The organism is Paenibacillus sp. J31P190 (assembly GCF_059692075.1).
In genome coordinates this window covers 235046-251969 of the sequence record NZ_JCAUAS010000007.1, presented here as the reverse complement: position 1 = coordinate 251969, position 16924 = coordinate 235046, and the positions used below count along the sequence as shown (strand labels likewise).

12 protein-coding genes and 3 pseudogenes are annotated in these 16924 nt (G+C 46.9%); 12 read left to right on the top strand and 3 right to left on the bottom strand.

Annotation, left to right across the window (positions count from 1 at the left end; genetic code table 11):
• Positions 1 to 120 precede the first annotated feature (120 nt).
• Positions 121 to 1671, top strand: coding sequence for a glycoside hydrolase family 28 protein (locus AC58U0_RS15790; RefSeq protein ID WP_497379891.1), 1551 nt, complete (start codon positions 121 to 123; stop codon positions 1669 to 1671).
• Here AC58U0_RS15790 and AC58U0_RS15785 read toward each other — a convergent pair.
• A complete protein-coding gene (locus tag AC58U0_RS15785; protein ID WP_497379890.1) occupies positions 1661 to 2506 on the bottom strand; it encodes an AraC family transcriptional regulator in 846 nt (281 codons plus the stop codon). The genes AC58U0_RS15790 and AC58U0_RS15785 overlap by 11 nt on opposite strands.
• Before the next feature lie 85 nt (positions 2507 to 2591).
• On the opposite strand from AC58U0_RS15785, the gene AC58U0_RS15780 reads away from it, so the two are divergent.
• The 7 genes from AC58U0_RS15780 to AC58U0_RS15750 all read left to right on the top strand — a co-directional run bounded on the left by AC58U0_RS15780 (position 2592) and on the right by AC58U0_RS15750 (position 11879).
• A complete protein-coding gene (locus AC58U0_RS15780; protein WP_497379889.1) occupies positions 2592 to 4175 on the top strand; it encodes a glycoside hydrolase family 43 protein in 1584 nt (527 codons plus the stop codon).
• A gap of 588 nt (positions 4176 to 4763) precedes the next feature.
• On the top strand, positions 4764 to 6278 hold the full coding sequence (locus tag AC58U0_RS15775) for an extracellular solute-binding protein (RefSeq protein ID WP_497379888.1): 1515 nt from the start codon (positions 4764 to 4766) through the stop codon (positions 6276 to 6278).
• Positions 6279 to 6351: 73 nt separating this feature from the next.
• Positions 6352 to 7305 carry an ABC transporter permease gene (locus AC58U0_RS15770; protein ID WP_497379887.1) on the top strand — a complete coding sequence of 318 codons (954 nt, stop codon included), beginning with the start codon at positions 6352 to 6354 and terminating at the stop codon, positions 7303 to 7305.
• A 29-nt stretch (positions 7306 to 7334) separates the two neighbouring features.
• Entirely contained in the window at positions 7335 to 8207 is an 873-nt protein-coding gene (locus AC58U0_RS15765) for a carbohydrate ABC transporter permease (protein WP_307553963.1), read from the top strand.
• A gap of 23 nt (positions 8208 to 8230) precedes the next feature.
• On the top strand, positions 8231 to 9661 hold the full coding sequence (locus tag AC58U0_RS15760) for a family 43 glycosylhydrolase (RefSeq protein ID WP_497379886.1): 1431 nt from the start codon (positions 8231 to 8233) through the stop codon (positions 9659 to 9661).
• On the top strand, positions 9658 to 10752 hold the full coding sequence (locus tag AC58U0_RS15755) for a hypothetical protein (protein ID WP_497379885.1): 1095 nt from the start codon (positions 9658 to 9660) through the stop codon (positions 10750 to 10752). Before AC58U0_RS15760 ends, AC58U0_RS15755 begins: the two co-directional genes overlap by 4 nt.
• 26 nt (positions 10753 to 10778) lie before the next feature.
• On the top strand, positions 10779 to 11879 hold the full coding sequence (locus tag AC58U0_RS15750) for a glycoside hydrolase family 88/105 protein (protein ID WP_497379884.1): 1101 nt from the start codon (positions 10779 to 10781) through the stop codon (positions 11877 to 11879).
• Between the two features lie 57 nt (positions 11880 to 11936).
• Here the strand turns inward: AC58U0_RS15750 and AC58U0_RS15745 are convergent, their stop codons facing one another.
• On the bottom strand, positions 11937 to 12680 hold the full coding sequence (locus AC58U0_RS15745) for an IS110 family transposase (RefSeq protein WP_497379883.1): 744 nt from the start codon (positions 12678 to 12680) through the stop codon (positions 11937 to 11939).
• Between the two features lie 212 nt (positions 12681 to 12892).
• On the opposite strand from AC58U0_RS15745, the pseudogene AC58U0_RS15740 reads away from it, so the two are divergent.
• From AC58U0_RS15740 to AC58U0_RS15730, 3 genes and pseudogenes are all read left to right on the top strand, one after another.
• A pseudogene (locus AC58U0_RS15740) lies at positions 12893 to 13345 on the top strand (IS110 family transposase); the annotation flags it as partial.
• A pseudogene (locus tag AC58U0_RS15735) lies at positions 13339 to 13779 on the top strand (ABC transporter ATP-binding protein); the annotation flags it as partial. The pseudogenes AC58U0_RS15740 and AC58U0_RS15735, both read left to right, overlap by 7 nt.
• 157 nt (positions 13780 to 13936) lie before the next feature.
• Positions 13937 to 14563 (top strand): carbohydrate ABC transporter permease, encoded by a 627-nt coding sequence (locus AC58U0_RS15730; protein ID WP_497379882.1) that lies wholly within the window; start codon positions 13937 to 13939, stop codon positions 14561 to 14563.
• A 187-nt stretch (positions 14564 to 14750) separates the two neighbouring features.
• Here the strand turns inward: AC58U0_RS15730 and AC58U0_RS15725 are convergent, their stop codons facing one another.
• Positions 14751 to 15671, bottom strand: a complete 921-nt coding sequence (locus AC58U0_RS15725; RefSeq protein ID WP_497379881.1) for a LysR family transcriptional regulator — start codon at positions 15669 to 15671, stop codon at positions 14751 to 14753.
• A 206-nt stretch (positions 15672 to 15877) separates the two neighbouring features.
• Between AC58U0_RS15725 and AC58U0_RS15720 the strand changes: the two are divergent.
• Positions 15878 to 16918, top strand: a pseudogene (locus tag AC58U0_RS15720) (MFS transporter); the annotation flags it as partial.
• Positions 16919 to 16924 lie beyond the last annotated feature (6 nt).

Here is a 16924-nt window from a genome sequence, read left to right as displayed (position 1 = left end):
CTATTTGGACAATTATATATAATTTTTAAATAATGCGTCATGGATATAGCAAGAAAATGAGTGATAATATGCTCTATAATTTGAAGTGTGATTAGGGTTGTACAGGAAGGGGTTTGTTAGATGAATCAAACGGAAATTGTAAAACAACCAAACAGCGCAATGCCGGAGGTGATACTTCCTCGTATTCCGGACCTTACGTTTACTTTGACCGATTTTGGCGCTGTCGGAGACGGGCAAACGGATAACTCGGAGGCGTTCCGATCGGCGATTCAGGAGGTAGCTGAAGCCGGGGGCGGGAGGCTAATTATTCCTGCCGGGTTGTGGTTGACCGGGCCGCTTAAGCTGACGAGCAGACTGGAGCTGCATGCGGAGGCAGGAGCTACTGTATTGTTCAGCAAGCGTTTCGAGGATTATCCGCTGCTGCACTCGCAATTTGAAGGAAAGCCGGTCGTACGCTGTCAATCTCCGCTGGATGCAGAGGGGTTGGAGGATATTGCTATTACCGGTGAAGGTATTTTCGATGGCGGAGGGGAAGCTTGGCGCCCTGTAAAGAAGTGGAAGATGACGGAGAAAGATTGGAATCGCCTCCAGAATAGCGGCGGGGTCATCGATGAATCAGCGGGCATTTGGTGGCCTTCAGCAGCTGCCATGCAGGGATCAGAACTAGTTGAGAAGCTCATTCAATCAGGTGAGCAGGATCCGCAGGCTTATTTGCCAGCACGTGAATATTTGCGTCCAAATCTGCTTAGCTTCCGTCGGTGCAGCCGTATTTTGCTGGAAGGAGCCACGTTCCAAAACTCTGCTGCATGGAACCTGCATCCTTGGGCATCTGAGCATATTACGATACGCCGGGTCAATGTGCGAAATCCCTGGTTTGCTCAGAATGGAGACGGCTTGGATGTAGACTCGTGCCGCTATGTGTTGGTAGAGGACTGTACTTTCGATGTCGGTGACGATGCCATCTGTATCAAATCAGGTAAGGATGAAGCGGGGCGAGCGCTTGGCATGCCGACCCAGTATGTGACGATACGTCGATGTACGGTTTATCATGGGCATGGGGGCTTCGTTATCGGAAGCGAGATGTCGGGCGGCGTCAGCGATATCCATGTCACGGATTGCACGTTTATCGGAACCGATATTGGCCTGCGTTTCAAAAGCGCAAGAGGACGCGGTGGCATCGTTGAGCGTATAAGGATCGATCGCATTCGCATGACGGATATCGTAGGGGAGGCCATCTCCTTCCATTTGTTTTACGAGGGTGTAGAAGGGTCTGGTTCGGCACAAGAGGAGATGCATCCCATATCGGAACAAACACCGGTTTTCCGGCAAATTATCATAACCGATATCGATTGCGCCGGCGCGGATAAGGCTTTCCTTATCAATGGTCTGGCTGAAATGCCATTGGAGGATGTCACCCTGCGCAATTATCGCGTTTCCTCGGTGCAAGGCGTCGTTTGCCATAACGTCAAGCGGTTGCTGCTTGAGGGGGTCGATCTGAAGCTTCGACAAGGCCCGCCGATAAGACTTCACCAAGCGCAAGGTGTTAGCATTAAAGACTTAACCGTAGCAGGAGCGCAAGAATTCGATTCCCTACTGGTCGTAACGGGGGAGAGGACAGAAGGAATTGAATGGGAAGGGAAAGATGAGGTTTATTCCCAGCTTAACTTCTGACGTGCTGCTTCCGATATTGCAACGGCGAGCAGCCGCTTATCTTTTTGAACGTTTTATTAAAATGGGAAATGTGCTCGAAGCCGACATGCTCGGCGATCTTCTGAATTTTGTCTGTCGTTGTTCTCAGCAGCTTTTGAGCTTCACGTACGCGAATGATTCGGATATATTCGCTTACATGTAAGCCAGTTAGCTTCAAGAAAACACGGCTTAAATATGACGGACTGATATAGAAGTTCGCGGATAGCTGCTCAAGTGTAATCGGCTCGCTGCAACGGTCATGAATATAAGCCGTTATTTCGGAAACCTTTTGGTGCATCGGATGCTGAGATTCGGCTGAATTATCGGCAAATGAGCTGATCCTGTGCAGGCGGATGAGCAGGCCGATCAGAAGCTGCCTGGTATAGGATTCGTAAAAGGCTTGATGCTCCTTGAACTCGGAAAGCATGTATAGAAGCGAATTCTCTAGCTCTGCCTGCTCTTTTAGCGGAACGCGCAGAAGCGTGGATCGGAGAAAAGGGGGAAGCTTCAGCACTGGACGGTCGGGCTGTGGAATGAATTCGGAATCGAAATGAACGAGCACTCTCTCCACGTGCTCGACCTGGGAGCTTGCCGTCGAGTGCAAATCGCCCGGAATGACGATAACCATATCGCCCTTTTGAGCAGTGAATACCTTACCGTTTATAAAGTAGATACGTTCGCCTTGCAGCAAATAATACAGTTCAAAACCTGTATGTACATGCGGGCGAGGCATGATGGAATAGCCCGTTTGCTGAAGTTGCTGAATGGCGAAAAGCTGGTCATGGGTCGTAAACTTTTGTCCGATTCGTTCATTCATGGGGAGGGTCCTTTCATTAACTAAAGCGGTTTCGATCTCTTATTTGTACATAGTAGCACAGGTGAAATCGAAAGGGGAAACAAAAATGGAAACGAAAATAGTAAGAAATCAAGATAACACTTACATTTGGCCAGCTGATCTGGGAAACGGTAACTTCAGGAATCCGGTAATTTACGCCGATTATTCGGACCCGGACGTAGTTCGCGTCGGTGAAGATTTTTATATGACAGCATCGAGCTTCAACAGTTCACCCGGATTGCCGATTCTTCATTCCAAAGATCTTGTCAACTGGCAGATCATCGCACATGCCGTGGACCGGCTGCCCGGCGGTTATGACAGTGTGGTGCGGCATGGGGATGGCGTATGGGCTCCCAGCATACGGTTTCATGACGGTAAGTTTTGGATCTACTTCAGCGCACCGGATGAGGGTATCTACATGACGACTGCGGAGGATCCGAAAGGACCGTGGTCCCCTCTTCATTTGGTGAAGGAGGTCAAGGGCTGGATCGATCCGTGTCCATTCTGGGACGAGGATGGTGAGGCTTACTTAATACATGCATTTGCGAAAAGCCGAACCGGAATCAAGCATAAGCTTAAGCTGTGCCGTATGAGTGCGGACGGCAAAGGTCTGCTGGACGATGGTGAGGTCATTTTTGATGGGGAAGCTGACCATCCGACAATGGAAGGACCAAAATTGTATAAACGCAACGGATATTACTATATTTTTGCGCCTGCTGGGGGTGTTCCTACCGGGTGGCAGACGATACTTCGTTCCAGAAGCATTACGGGACCTTATGAGGACAGAATTGTACTTCATCAAGGAGACACTGCGATTAATGGACCTCATCAAGGCGGTTACGTCGAATTGAGTTCCGGGGAGTCGTGGTTCGTCCACTTTCAGGATCGGGAAGCATACGGGCGTATCGTCCACCTACAGCCGATCCGTTGGGAGAACGACTGGCCTGAGATGGGCATCGATTCGAACGATGATGGGATCGGAGAGCCTGTGTTGGTGCATAAGAAGCCTGATGTTGGGCGGGATTGGCCGATTACTGTTCCTTCTACTAGCGATGAATTCGAATCGCCGTTTCTGGGTCTGCAATGGCAGTGGCAGGCGAATTGGAAGACATCTTGGTATTCCTTAAAAGATAGCCCAGGTAAGCTCCGTTTATATGCCGAGCCTCTGCCGATTGGCGTGTCGACGCTTTATCAAACGCCGAACGTGCTTTGTCAGAAGCTTCCGGCCCCAGCATTCACTGCGACGGCAAAGCTGACGTTCGGACCAGGAACAGCATGGGATCGAGCCGGTTTTACTGTATTTGGTCATGAATATCGTTATATCGCGATGAGTCAAGCGGATGAGCAGGTCCTGCTTACTTATGTTCAGGGAAGGGGAAGTAAGGAAGGCTCGGAAGAAGAGATATTGGAGAAAATTGAACTCCCGACTGGTGTGAGCACCGTTTATTTCAAAGTATCTATTGTGCTGGAGGCGGAGTGTTCGTTCGCATATAGTGTGGATGGCGACCACTTCGTACCGATCGGTGACCGCTTCATCGCGGTGCCGGGCGGTTGGGTCGGTGCGAAGCTCGGATTATTTTGTTTACAACAGCAAGGGCAACCCGGGGGAGGTTATGTGGACGTCGACTGGTTCCGGGTGAAAGAGCAATAATTACGAATAGGGCCTTATAAAGCTCGTTTGATGAGTTTTATATGGCCGTTTTTTTAAAAGTTTAATAAAGTATAAGTTTTCTGAGGCACGAGAGATCTCCTTTTGGCTAGGTTCGTCAACGTCAGTATTGGAAAACGTACAAAGAACTCTTTTTTTCAGCTACCATCCCTTAGAATACTGTACATTCAAGCTGTAAAGATATTTTTCATCGTTACAATCGCGAGGGGGAAGTGAAATCGTGTCTGTAACGATATTTTTCATCTTTACAGACGAGATGATGGCGGATTGGTATCTATCCGAGCGAGTGATAGCAAGAGAAGTTCGCTCCACCGCAGTTTGTCTGTAATAAGTCCCTGTAGTTCCCCTTCGCTGCCAAAACTACACTTTTTGCCTAAATAGCGCGCTTATTCCTTAAATAGGACTGGATGGCAATAATCACTTCAAATCAAAAATAATCATCAGATTATAAAAGACTAGATATCACCTGTAAAATCACAGACAAATCTCATGATTATATACGTAACCCGCGCTTGTCATTATGATAAAGCCATCAACATCCATCACCACCATTTCAAGGAGGTCCACAAGATGACAAAGAAGAAAGTCGCCATTATCCTTTCCGCACTGACGGCGGTTTCCATGCTGGCCGGATGCGCCAGTAAAACAGACACAGGTTCCGAAGCAGCGAAAGCAACAAGTGAAGCACCGAAGGGTCCGGTCAAGATCAGTATCATGGCCGATTTGCAAACAACCGAGGTTCCTTCCGATAAGCTTGAGAAGGTTCTTGAGCAAAAAACAAATTCCGAACTGGACATTCAATGGGTACCGGACGGCTCTTATGATGAGAAGTTCCAAGCTGCATTTGCAACGGGCTCCCTCCCCCAGGTTGTTTACTTGAAGAACGCGGCTTCCTTTATCCTCATGCGCGATGCCATCAAGAATAACCAGTTTTGGGAAGTTGGTCCTTACTTGAAGGATTATCCGAATCTCAAGAGCTTGAATCAGAAAATCCAAAATAATACAGCCGTTAGCGGGAAAATTTACTCGCTCTACCAGGAAAGACAACCGGCTCGCGCTGGCTTGATCTACCGAAAGGACTGGGCCGATAAGCTTGGACTCTCCGCGCCAAAAACGGTAGACGAACTATACAACATGTTGAAGAAGTTCAAAGAAGCGGATTTGGCCGGCGGTGGCAAAACGATCCCCATTTCTGACCGTAACGATCTCGTGTACGGAGCCTTCAAAACGCTCTCCATGTACTTCGGAACACCGAATGGCTGGGGAACTCAAGACGGCAAGTTAGTCCCAGATTTCATGACCAAGGGATACCTTGACACGATGAAGTTTATGAAGAAGCTCCGCGATGAAGGCCTGATCAACCAGGACTTCCCGGTTACGAGCAAAACAGATCAGCAGAACCTGATGTACACCGGCCGTTCAGGACTCTATATTGGGACGATGGGCGATGTCAAAGGATTTCAAGAGAAAACAGCGAAAAATGTACCGGAAGCGCAGTACGAGGTAACCAATGAGATTCAGGGCGTTGACGGCAAGAGCGTTACTTGGGGGCTTTCAGGCTACGGAACCGTTGTCCTTTTCCCGAAATCTTCCATTAAATCCGAACAGGATTTGAAGACCATCCTTGGTGTCATGGATAAATTCTATTCTCCTGAAATAGCCGACCTGCTCAAGTACGGACTCAAGGATGAGCATTATACGATGAAAGATGGCAAAGCAGTTCCTTCCACGGACAGCAAACTGATTGAGAAGGAAGTAAGACCATATCTGAACATGGCACTGTACGAGACAACGAACATCACACCTGCCTTCTTCTCACTGCCTGTTTTTGAGAAAGCCAACAATCTTTCGAACGAAGCAGTTAAATTTATGGTAACGGACCCTACAGTATCCTTGGACTCCAAAGCATTCAATGAAAAGGGAGCCCGGCTCCAGGATCAAATTAAAGACGCCACTTACCAGTTCATCATGAACAAAATTGACGAGGCAGGCTTCCAGTCGGCAGTGAAGAAGTGGCAAAATGATGGCGGTCAAAAAATTATCGACGAGTTTAATGAGCAGTTCAAGAATAACGGTGGAAAATAATCAGCGTTAAAAGGTGGAGGCTGCTGAAAGACTCAGCGGCCTTATCTTTCAACAAGAAAGGAAGGCCCACATCATGAACCATATAGCTGCTCGGGCGGAGCTGGCATCGGTCTCAAAGGCGAAAAATACGTTCTGGAAGCGGGTTCTCCGGAACAAATATATCTATCTGATGGTTTTACCAGGCTTTTTATATTTTATTATTTTCAAATATATTCCCATGGCTGGACTCGTCATCGCATTCCAAGACTATCAGCCTTACAAAGGTTTTTTGGGAAGCGAGTGGGTTGGGCTGGAACACTTTCGTCGGTTGTTTACCGATCCTGGGTTTTGGCAGATCTTTAAGAACACACTGATTGTGTTCGTGGTCAATATCCTGTTCTATTTCCCAATACCCATTATTCTTTCGGTCATGCTGAATGAAGTAGCGAACGGTTACTTCAAACGGCTTGTTCAGACGATTGTTTATATTCCGCATTTCCTCTCATGGGTCATTATTGTGTCCATCTCTTTCGTCATGCTGACCATGGACGGAGGGATTATTAACGAACTTATGGCTACCCTTGGCTTAAAGCCTGTCAACTTCTTGATGAACTCGGAATGGTTTTATCCCATGTATGTTCTGCAAGTGATATGGAGGGAAGCGGGTTGGGGAACCATCGTTTTCCTAGCGGCAATGGCGTCTATTGACCCCGGCCTTTATGAGGCGGCACGTATGGACGGAGCCGGTCGATTCCGGCAAATCTGGCACATCACGCTCCCAGGCATCCGCAATGTTATTGTTGTGCTGTTGATTCTCAAAATTGGAAATGTGCTGGATACCAGCTTTGAACATATCTATCTGCTCCTCAACTCCATGAACAAAGACGTCGCGGAGATTCTGGATACGTTTGTATATACGGCAGGATTAAAACAGGGGCAGTTCAGCTTCAGTACCGCCGTCGGCTTGTTCAAATCTGTCATCGGCTTTGCCCTCGTGGTAGGATCCAACTGGCTGGCGAAGAAATTCGGCGAAGACGGTGTTTATTAAGAACCGCTACATATGAAGGAGGACTAACTATGGTTACAGATAAAACATTCGCCGGCAAGATGTTTGATCTTTTCAACATCCTTTTGCTTAGCCTTATCGCTATTTTGATGCTGCTTCCGTTCCTTCACGTGGTGATGGGGTCGTTTACGACTGCGGAAGAGATGGCACGCAAACCGTTTGTCCTGTTCCCGACCGTTTTTACTTTTGATTCCTATCGATATATTTTTTCAACGAACACACTGTTCAAAGCCATGGGGGTATCCATCGGCGTTACCGTCGTGGGCACGCTGATCAGCATGATTCTCACTTCAATGATGGCCTACGGCCTTACGAGAAGGGATTTGGATGGCCGCAAAACGATGAATCTGATGATTGTGTTCACGATGCTGTTCCACGGCGGCTTGATTCCTTCCTTCCTGATCGTGAAGAACCTTGGATTAATCGATACGTATATGTCTTTAATACTTCCTGGAGCGATCAGCGCTTTCAACCTGATTATATTACGGAGCTTCTTCCAGGGCTTGCCTGACGGGGTAGAGGAATCGGCCAAGATCGACGGCTGCGGGGATTTTGGCATTCTATTCCGGATCGTTCTGCCACTATCGATGCCGGCTCTGGCTACGATTTCTTTATTCTACGCTGTTAACTACTGGAACTCTTACTTCGGGGCGATTATGTTCATGAATGATGCGGACAAATGGCCGATTCAAGTTCTGCTGCGCCAAATTGTAATTGCGGCAAGCGGCATGGCTGCTGATACGAGCAACGAGTTCGTCAAGCCGCCGGAGCAAACGATAAAAATGGCCGTTATTGTGGTTTCCACTTTGCCGATCCTTATTGTTTATCCGTTCCTGCAGAAATATTTCGCTAAAGGCGCTTTAGTAGGCTCCGTTAAGGGGTAATTGAAATCGGGAGGCTTTCATTGATGAAGCAAACAAGCTCGTACCCTTTGCAAGCAGTGAGAGGGAACTACGCGGATCCATCGGTTATTCGGGTCGGCGGTGATTATTATATGACGCATACTTCTTACAAGTATTTGCCTGGACTGCTTATTTGGCATTCACGGGATTTGATCAATTGGAAGCCGGTTTCTGCTGCCCTCCATCAGTATGTCGGGGATGTATGGGCACCTGATTTTGCAGAGCACAATGGTACTTATTATATCTATTTCCCCGCAAACCGGACGAATTGGGTAATCACAGCACCGTCGCCTTTAGGACCATGGAGCGAACCCATTGATCTTAAGATCAGAGGCATCGATCCGGGACATATTGCGGCACCGGACGGCAAGCGTTATCTGCATCTCTCCGGCGGGGATTTTGTGGAGCTGGCACCGGACGGACTGTCAGTGATTGAATCGCCCAGACACGTCTATGAAGGTTGGAATTACCCGGAGGATTGGGTGGTCGAGGCTTTCAGTATGGAGGGTCCAAAGGTGACATACCGCGATGGTTACTATTATTTAACCGTTGCAGAGGGAGGGACGGCTGGTCCGCCTACCAGTCATATGGCCGTATCGTCACGTTCCGTTAACCCTTGGGGGCCTTGGGAGCATTCGCCTTATAATCCGATTGTAAGAACGTTATCTCGGGATGAGCATTGGTGGTCCAAAGGACACGCCTCTTTGATCGATACCCCGGACGGAGATTGGTGGATGGTCTATCACGGTTATCTGAACAGCTTCCATACATTAGGCAGGCAAACGCTGATTGAGCCAGTCGAGTTTACGGAGGATGGCTGGTTTAAACCATCAGGTACGGTAATGAAGATGAGGTCGGAGCCTGATAGCGGAATGCCGATGGAGGACGACTTTACCGGGATTAAGTTGGGGTTTCAGTGGCAGTGCAACGGCCATCCTCCTGAGGAGCGTTTTCGGGTTTCAGACGGAGCACTTGTTACGGTAGGTCGACAGGAAAAAGAAAAGGGTTCACCACTTTTGTATATGACGGGTGACGAGAGCTATGAGGTAACGGTAGAAATTGCCTCCACCGGCGAGGCGGAGGGTCGGCTCGTACTTTACTATAACGACGAAGCCCAGCTTGGTCTAGGAGTTTCGACGTCCGGAATCCGCCATTTCCGCAGTTTTAAGAGCTACAGGTCCATCCCGGTGCAGGGGAGCAGCACCTTTTTACGTATTCGCAATCAAGCTAATATCGTTACTTTTTATTACAGCGAGGATGGTATCATTTGGAACCGATATGATAAAACTGTGGACGCTTCCGGTTTGCATCATAATACGCTGGGCGGTTTCCTCAGCTTACGAATAGGGCTTGATGCCGTAGGTGACGGAACGGCGGTATTCCGTCGATTCCGATACCGGCTAATCGGTCCAAAGAGTGGGGAGGATTTGAGTTGAACCGAAGCATCGAGAACATTTTAAAGGAAATGGATGGGGTATTCGAAGGTTTCTTTGAATGGCTCGAAGGACAGTATGACAAGACAACTGGGGGCTTCTACTACGCACGAAGCTCTAAGGAATCAGGGTCATTCACGCCTGACATAGAATCTACGTCGCAGGCCGTCAACATTATGGAGCGCTGCGGGATTTTGGAGAAACTGAGTCCGGAACGCAAAGAACGTATGGTACGCTTTTATCAAGCGAAACAGGATCCGAAATCCGGAAATTTCTATGATGAAGACCCTAACATGCGATTGGACGACGTTATGGTGGGCAGGGCCATCGGCTACAGCCTTCATTCCATGGCTAAACTCGGAGGGGCTCCGCTTTACCCCTTATCGAAGGAACGACAAGCATCACCTTCATATATGATGTCTCCAAAAGTTTACGGAGAATGGCTTCGAAGCATCAGTCTAGCCAACAGTTGGCGTGGATGCGATCGGCTGTGTAATTCCGCTCCTTACCTTGGACAATTGACAAAAGAGGAACGGGAACCATTTCTTAAAGAGGCGTTTGACTATTTCGATTCCATTCAAGACCGACATACAGGGCTATGGGGAGAGGGAGGTTGGTATGTCCGGATTTCGGGGACCTTCAAGCTGCATACGTTTTATAACAGGTTTCAAATTCCGCTTCCGAGGGTCAGTGAGATGTACCAAAGCATCAAATTTACACTTCGGAACGACGATGCAAAGGACATGTGCTACATACGCAATCCGATCAATCTGCTGTCTTCCATGAAGCTGAATATTCCGGCAGAGGATATGAGAGAACTCGCAGAAATTACGCTGACCAATCTGACTAGGCTAAAGCAGCGCGACGGCGGATTCTCCAGAGAACTGGCCCATTCTCCTGCCGCCCCTAATGTGGCACAGGTGAAAGAAGGCGAATATTATCCCGAAATGCCGGTGGCCGTTCCGCTTGGATTAGGGCTGGTCGAAGGGGATATGAATGCGGGAACGCAGGCGATTCTCATCCGGTGGTTATGCCATGAGCTGGCCGGATTGAAACCGAAGCCGCTTCCCGTTCTTACACGATTATTCGAATAATTGCTGCTCGAAAGGAGCTTATCTACATGAGTCTTATTAAAGAAACGTTACCGCAAACGCCCGTCGAGTGGGCTAAAGCCGCCTGTGATTCCCTAATGACCAAATTTAAACCCGAGGAGCTGCCGCCTGCCAAAAGGTGGCATTATCATGCGGGTATTTTTTTATACGGAATGCTGCAGGTCTGGGAAAAAACAGGGGAGGACGTATACCTGAACTATCCAAAGGGTTATGTCGACTCCCTCGTGGATTCGAATGGAAATTTTTTCTTTGCCCGAGATGAACTGGATGCCATTATGACCGGTTTGCTTCTGTTTACGCTGGATGAAGAATTTGATGATCGGCGGTATCGGGTGGCGGTGGAAAAGCTGCGCCAGCTGTTCAACACCTTGAACCGAACAACGGAGGGAGCCTTTTGGCACAAGGATAAATATTCTTACCAGATGTGGCTGGACGGACTGTACATGGGCGGCGTTTTTGCAGTCATCTATGCACGGAAGTACGGAGATCTACAGCTGATAGAAATGGTGCTTGACTGGGAACATTTAATGCGAAAGCATATGTCGGATGAGCGTACAGGGCTTCTGTATCATGCTTGGGATGAGAGTCGACAGTTTCCTTGGGCGAATCCAGATACCGGGTGTTCTCCTGAGTTTTGGGGGAGGTCTCTTGGCTGGTACGGCATGGCACTGGTTGATTTCCTTGACGAATTGCCAGCGGATCATCCCGGCCGCCAGGAATTGGCGCTCGTGCTGAACCGCTTCGTTCACAGTATTATCAGGTTTCAAGATGAGAAGACGGGATTATGGTATCAGGTAGTGGATAAAGGGGATCTGCCGGACAATTGGTTGGAAACCTCGTGCAGCAGCTTATTCGTTTATACCATTGCAAAAGCGTTTCAGCATGGATGTGTGGATGAAACTGCCTTGGAAGCTGCGCGCCATGGTTTCCGGGGTTTGACGGAGCGGGTTTATTTTGATGAAGAGGGTCGTCTTGTCGTACCGGACATTTGTATAGGTACTTCGGCAGGCGATTATCAAAATTATATTACCCGTCCGGTCAGTGAAAATGACCTTCATGGAATGGGCGCCTTTATTCTGGCCTGTGTGGCCATAGATGGCTTAGTTTAAAGGACAAGAGGAGAGGAACATGGACAAACTAATCGTGGATGCCGGCGGCGACGGCCATTAACGACGGGATTCAGCAAGAAGTAGAGCCGCTTTCTGTAGACCGCTGGAACCGCCGGCACGTTTCATATGCATCCGCCAACCTGTAATGATCTCCTCTGCGGATAGAGCCTTGAGATCTATCGGTAAGGGAAAAGACTTGAGTGTCGCAATCGAACGCGGAATTGTCCAATCCTTAAATATATTTCCATATTCAGGGAAGTTGATGTCTATCCAGCGAAACATTCGATTTTTTATGTGGGCAAGGTCCTTCGACCAGGACTCCCGATTGTTCATGATTGTGCGTAAACGTTGATATATCGCTTCATTTGGAGCGTAGAGAGAGTAAAAGCCGCGACATACGGCATCTGCGATCACCAGTGCGTCTTTCACATCATTTTTGGACTGGGAATTATCTCGATTTTCCTTGTTTCGCTTTGTTGTTAGCGGGTTCACCAGCACCAGTTCGATGTGCCTGGCAGTCAGCCAATCCGCTAAGCTATACCAATAATGACCTGTTGGTTCAAGTCCAATAAGCACGGAAGTGTAACCGTGACTTTCTTGGAGTTTCTGATACCAATGCAGCAATTTCGTAAAGCCGTCATCGGAATTTCTAAAGGAAATGTATCGTCCAATCTCGATTCCACGAAAATTGATCGCACGTGCAACATGTGTTTCCTTGGCAATATCGATACCGATTACAAGATGCTGAGTTGTAATTCTTTCAATACGTTGATTTTGTACATACCGTTGTTTAAACTTCATAGTAAGGCGTCCTCCTTATGGGTCTGTTAGTCACTGGCGGTGACATGATCCATCATACAGGGACGCTTGTGCTTTTTTCAAAGCCAAAATCTTAGCATCTACCGGAATGCTGTTAGGGCTAAGAAATAGCCTTTGTCAAAAAAGGAGCCCCTCGGTATGATGGGTTTGTCGACGGGTTTGCAACCCAATACCATCAAGGAGGCGCTCTCACTATGAAGTTTAAACAAACAGACGGACAAAATCAACGTATTGAACGAATTACCACTTCTCATCTTGTTGTGGGCATTGACATCGCGAAGGAAACTCATGTCGCACAAGCGACTAATTTTCGCGGCATCGTACTTAAGGGACTTATCATTGGCATGGAGCCGACTGGACATTACGGGTCAAACCTGGCTAATTGGCTTGCTGACAAGGGCATAAACGTTGTCATGGTGAATCCGGCCACCACCAAAAGAAACAAGGAGAATCGCGACAATAGTCCATCTAAGAATGATCCGAAGGATGCGCTTGTCATTGCCGACGTGGTCAGCCGAGGATTTTACTATGACTACTCTCGGCAAGCTGCAGTCTTTCAAAGGTTGCGAACATTGATGAGTGATCGGGAATATTGGGTGACAAATAATGTACGGCTGCAGAACCGAATCATCCGCTGGATAGACATTCTAAGATCGGGTTTGTTTTTCAGAGCTTCAACTTACTGCCGAGATTAAGCGCCTATGAAAATGTGGAGTTGCCGCTAATTTATCGGGGAATGACGAGGAAGCAGCGTGAACCGCTAGTATTGCAGGCACTGGAAGCCGTGGATTTGTTGGATCGTAGGAAGCATTTTCCTTCGGAGCTGTCTGGAGGGCAACAACAGCGCATAGCGATTGCACGGACGTTGGCCGGGGATCCACCGATCATCTTGGCGGATGAGCCAACGGGGGCGCTGGATTCGAAGACAGGTGCGGAGATTTTAAACATTTTAAAGAGATTAAATGCACAAGGTCGGACGATTATTCTGATTACGCATGACTCATTGATTGCCCAACAGGCGAAGCGGTTTGTGCGGTTTCGGGAAACAGCCATATTGCCATCTATAGCGTCATTTTTGTGAGGTCGTACTGTCAATTTTGTTTTTGATACCGGTTGTTTTTATAGCGTTTACTACACTCAAGTCGAACGCAGATTTATTAAACTACCCGTTCTACTCGATACCGAAGGAACTTCACTGGGATAACTTCCTGAAAGCCTGGGGTCAGGGAAGAATAAGTATGTACATGAAGAATACGATTATAATTTGCTTGGTTAAAGTTCCCTTAGGAATTTTAATTGAAGCCCTAGCGGCTTTTGCCTTAACAAGGTTTAATTTCAAATGGAGCGATCCCATTTTTACACTTTTCCTAATCGGTATGATGATCCCCATTCAGGCAACGCTTGTACCGCTCAACATATTTCTAAACAAAGTAAACTTAGTAGGCTCATACCCTGGAATCATTTTGGTTTATATTGGATTTGGAATTCCATTTGGTATCTTAATCCTTCGTGGTTTCTTCAGAACAATTCCGAAAGAATTAGACGAGGCATCGTTAATCGATGGTTGCGGAGATTGGAGCAAGTTTATCAAAGTTATTCTTCCACTTTCCATGCCTGCTATCGCGACGCTGATCATTTTTGACTTCATGGCGACTTGGAATGAATTCCTGCTTGCACAAATTTTCATTACCAAGGATACAATGAAAACGATTACGACAGGGCTAATGGCCTTCCGTGGAGAGCGTTCAACGGATTACACACTTTTGAATGCTGCCGTGTTGATTTCAATTATTCCAATTCTCGCTGTATATCTGACGTTCCAGAGGTTTTTTGTCAACGGACTGGCAGGTTCAGTGAAAGGATAAGCGATAGGAAAGAGCAATATACGTAGATGGACTATTACAATAACTTTGATCTAACGAATTGAAGCCATGGATCAAAAAGGGGCGTCGAATGTAATCCTTCGTCGCTCCTTTTTGTCGTATGCTTGATAATAGCTTGGATATGGATAAAACTCCCCATTTTTTGGACAATCTCCTATTTAAAAGCTTATTATCCGTAATTCATCATTTTTCTTATCCAGTAATCCGTAGAAATTCGTATTAGATCATGGGCTACATTGCATAGGTAGCTGCCTTTTTTATAACTAGCTGCTACTTCCCACTCCGGATTTTGTTTGATCGAAAAATAGGAGACGTTCGTGTTGGGCTTGGCGTACGTAATCGGAAATATGGAGCAGCAGATGCCCTCCGCAACCATTTTGAATAAGGTTTGACAGCTTCTGGTTTCCAACAAAATGTGAGGACTGATGTTTTCTTCGTTGAGCAGATGATCATAGATTTCGCGAAGGGTCGATCCTTTTTGCATAATGGCAAAGGAGTCGTTTTCAAAACGCTTTAAGCTTATTTCAGGAAGTGGTTCGCCAAGCTTTCCTCCCAAATGCGCAAGAGGATGAGCATTTGGAACACCTAAAATAATCTTTTCAGAACAGATATGGATATAGTGATCATTCGTTTTTTGGGAGTTTTGCAAAGTTAAAAATCCAATATCAAGATTACCTTGAGAGATTTCATATTGTTGTTTTTTGACAGGCATTTCAATAGGCTCAATTTTTACATTCGGATATTTTTTGTAGAAAATCGGGTATATAGCCGCAAACATCTTAATACCGCGCTCCGGAGTTAATCCAACAATCAATTTTCCTTCTTTTATCTCAAGAATATCGTTAATCCGGTTGTACGTTTCTTTTTTTATGCGTACGATTTCTTTCGCGTTCTCGACATAAATTTTCCCTGCATGCGTCAGGTGCCAATTGCTTCTTGAACGTACGAAAAGCTGCGTGCCCAGTTCTTTCTCAAGTCTTAAAAGCTGCTGGTTTAAGGCAGATTGGGTGATAAAAAGTTTTTCCGCAGCTTTTGTTATATTGTTTTCTTCCGCTATCTTAATCATATAATCCAACTGTTTTAAATCCATTTGAAGAAAATTCGCCTCCTTACTCTTAAATTTATTTAGAGAAATCTAAATATTTAAACTTTTACTTAATTACAAATTCAGATTACGATGTTTTTGGGAAAATAACAAGTCCGGAGGAGGCTTTTCGATGTGAATGTAAGCGCTGTAAATGGTAAATGAGGTGAGATTGAGGTTGTTAGGCAAACAAATGAAGGAGGAAAAATGAGATGGATGTCAATAGCACTAAAGTATCGAATCATCTTTCTTCAGCTATAGGGTTTGCAGGAAAAACCCAGGTACGCTATATGATTTTGATGGTATTGTTTGTCATAACGACGATTAATTATGCCGACCGCGCCGTCATATCGATAGCGGGAACACCGATGTCGAAAGAGCTTGGCTTGGATGCAGTTTCCATGGGTTATGTGTTCTCGGCTTTTTCGTGGGCCTATGTGATCGGTCAATTGCCGGGCGGGTGGTTTCTCGACCGTTTCGGTTCGAAGTTGATCTATACGCTCAGCATTTTTTTCTGGTCCTTTTTTACGATTACGCAAGGTTTTATCGGTTTCTTCACTACAGGAATCGCAATAACCATGTTGTTCGTGCTACGCTTCATGGTCGGTTTGTCGGAAGCGCCTTCATTTCCAGCGAACAGCAGAATCGTATCGGCATGGTTTCCGACAAAGGAACGCGGAATGGCATCGGCAATTTTCAATTCGGCTCAATATTTCGCTACGGTCATCTTTGCTCCAATCATGGGCTGGCTTACCAGCTCTTACGGTTGGAAGTCCGCATTTGTAATTATGGGTTTAATTGGGATTGTGCTGTGTGGGGTATGGGTAAAGACAATTTATGGCCCCAAAGATCATCCCCGGGTGAATCAAGCGGAATTGGATTATCTGGAGCAAGGCGGAGCTTTGGTGAATCTGGATCAGGCGAGAGAAGGAAGCGCGAAAAACGCTGAAGTGAAATGGGGCTACTTGAAGCAGCTGCTGACAAACCGCATGACGGTAGGTATCTACACGGCTCAGTATTGTTTAAATACGCTTACTTATTTCTTTCTCACCTGGTTTCCAGTCTATCTGGTTAAAGAACGGGGGATGTCCATTCTGAAAGCCGGATTTGTCGCTTCGCTGCCAGCCCTTTGCGGATTTATGGGCGGGATCTTAGGGGGAGTCATTTCCGATTACTTGCTGAGGAGAGGAAAATCCTTATCTGTAGCTAGAAAAACGCCGATCGTGATCGGGATGCTCTTATCGATTAACTTATCCGGA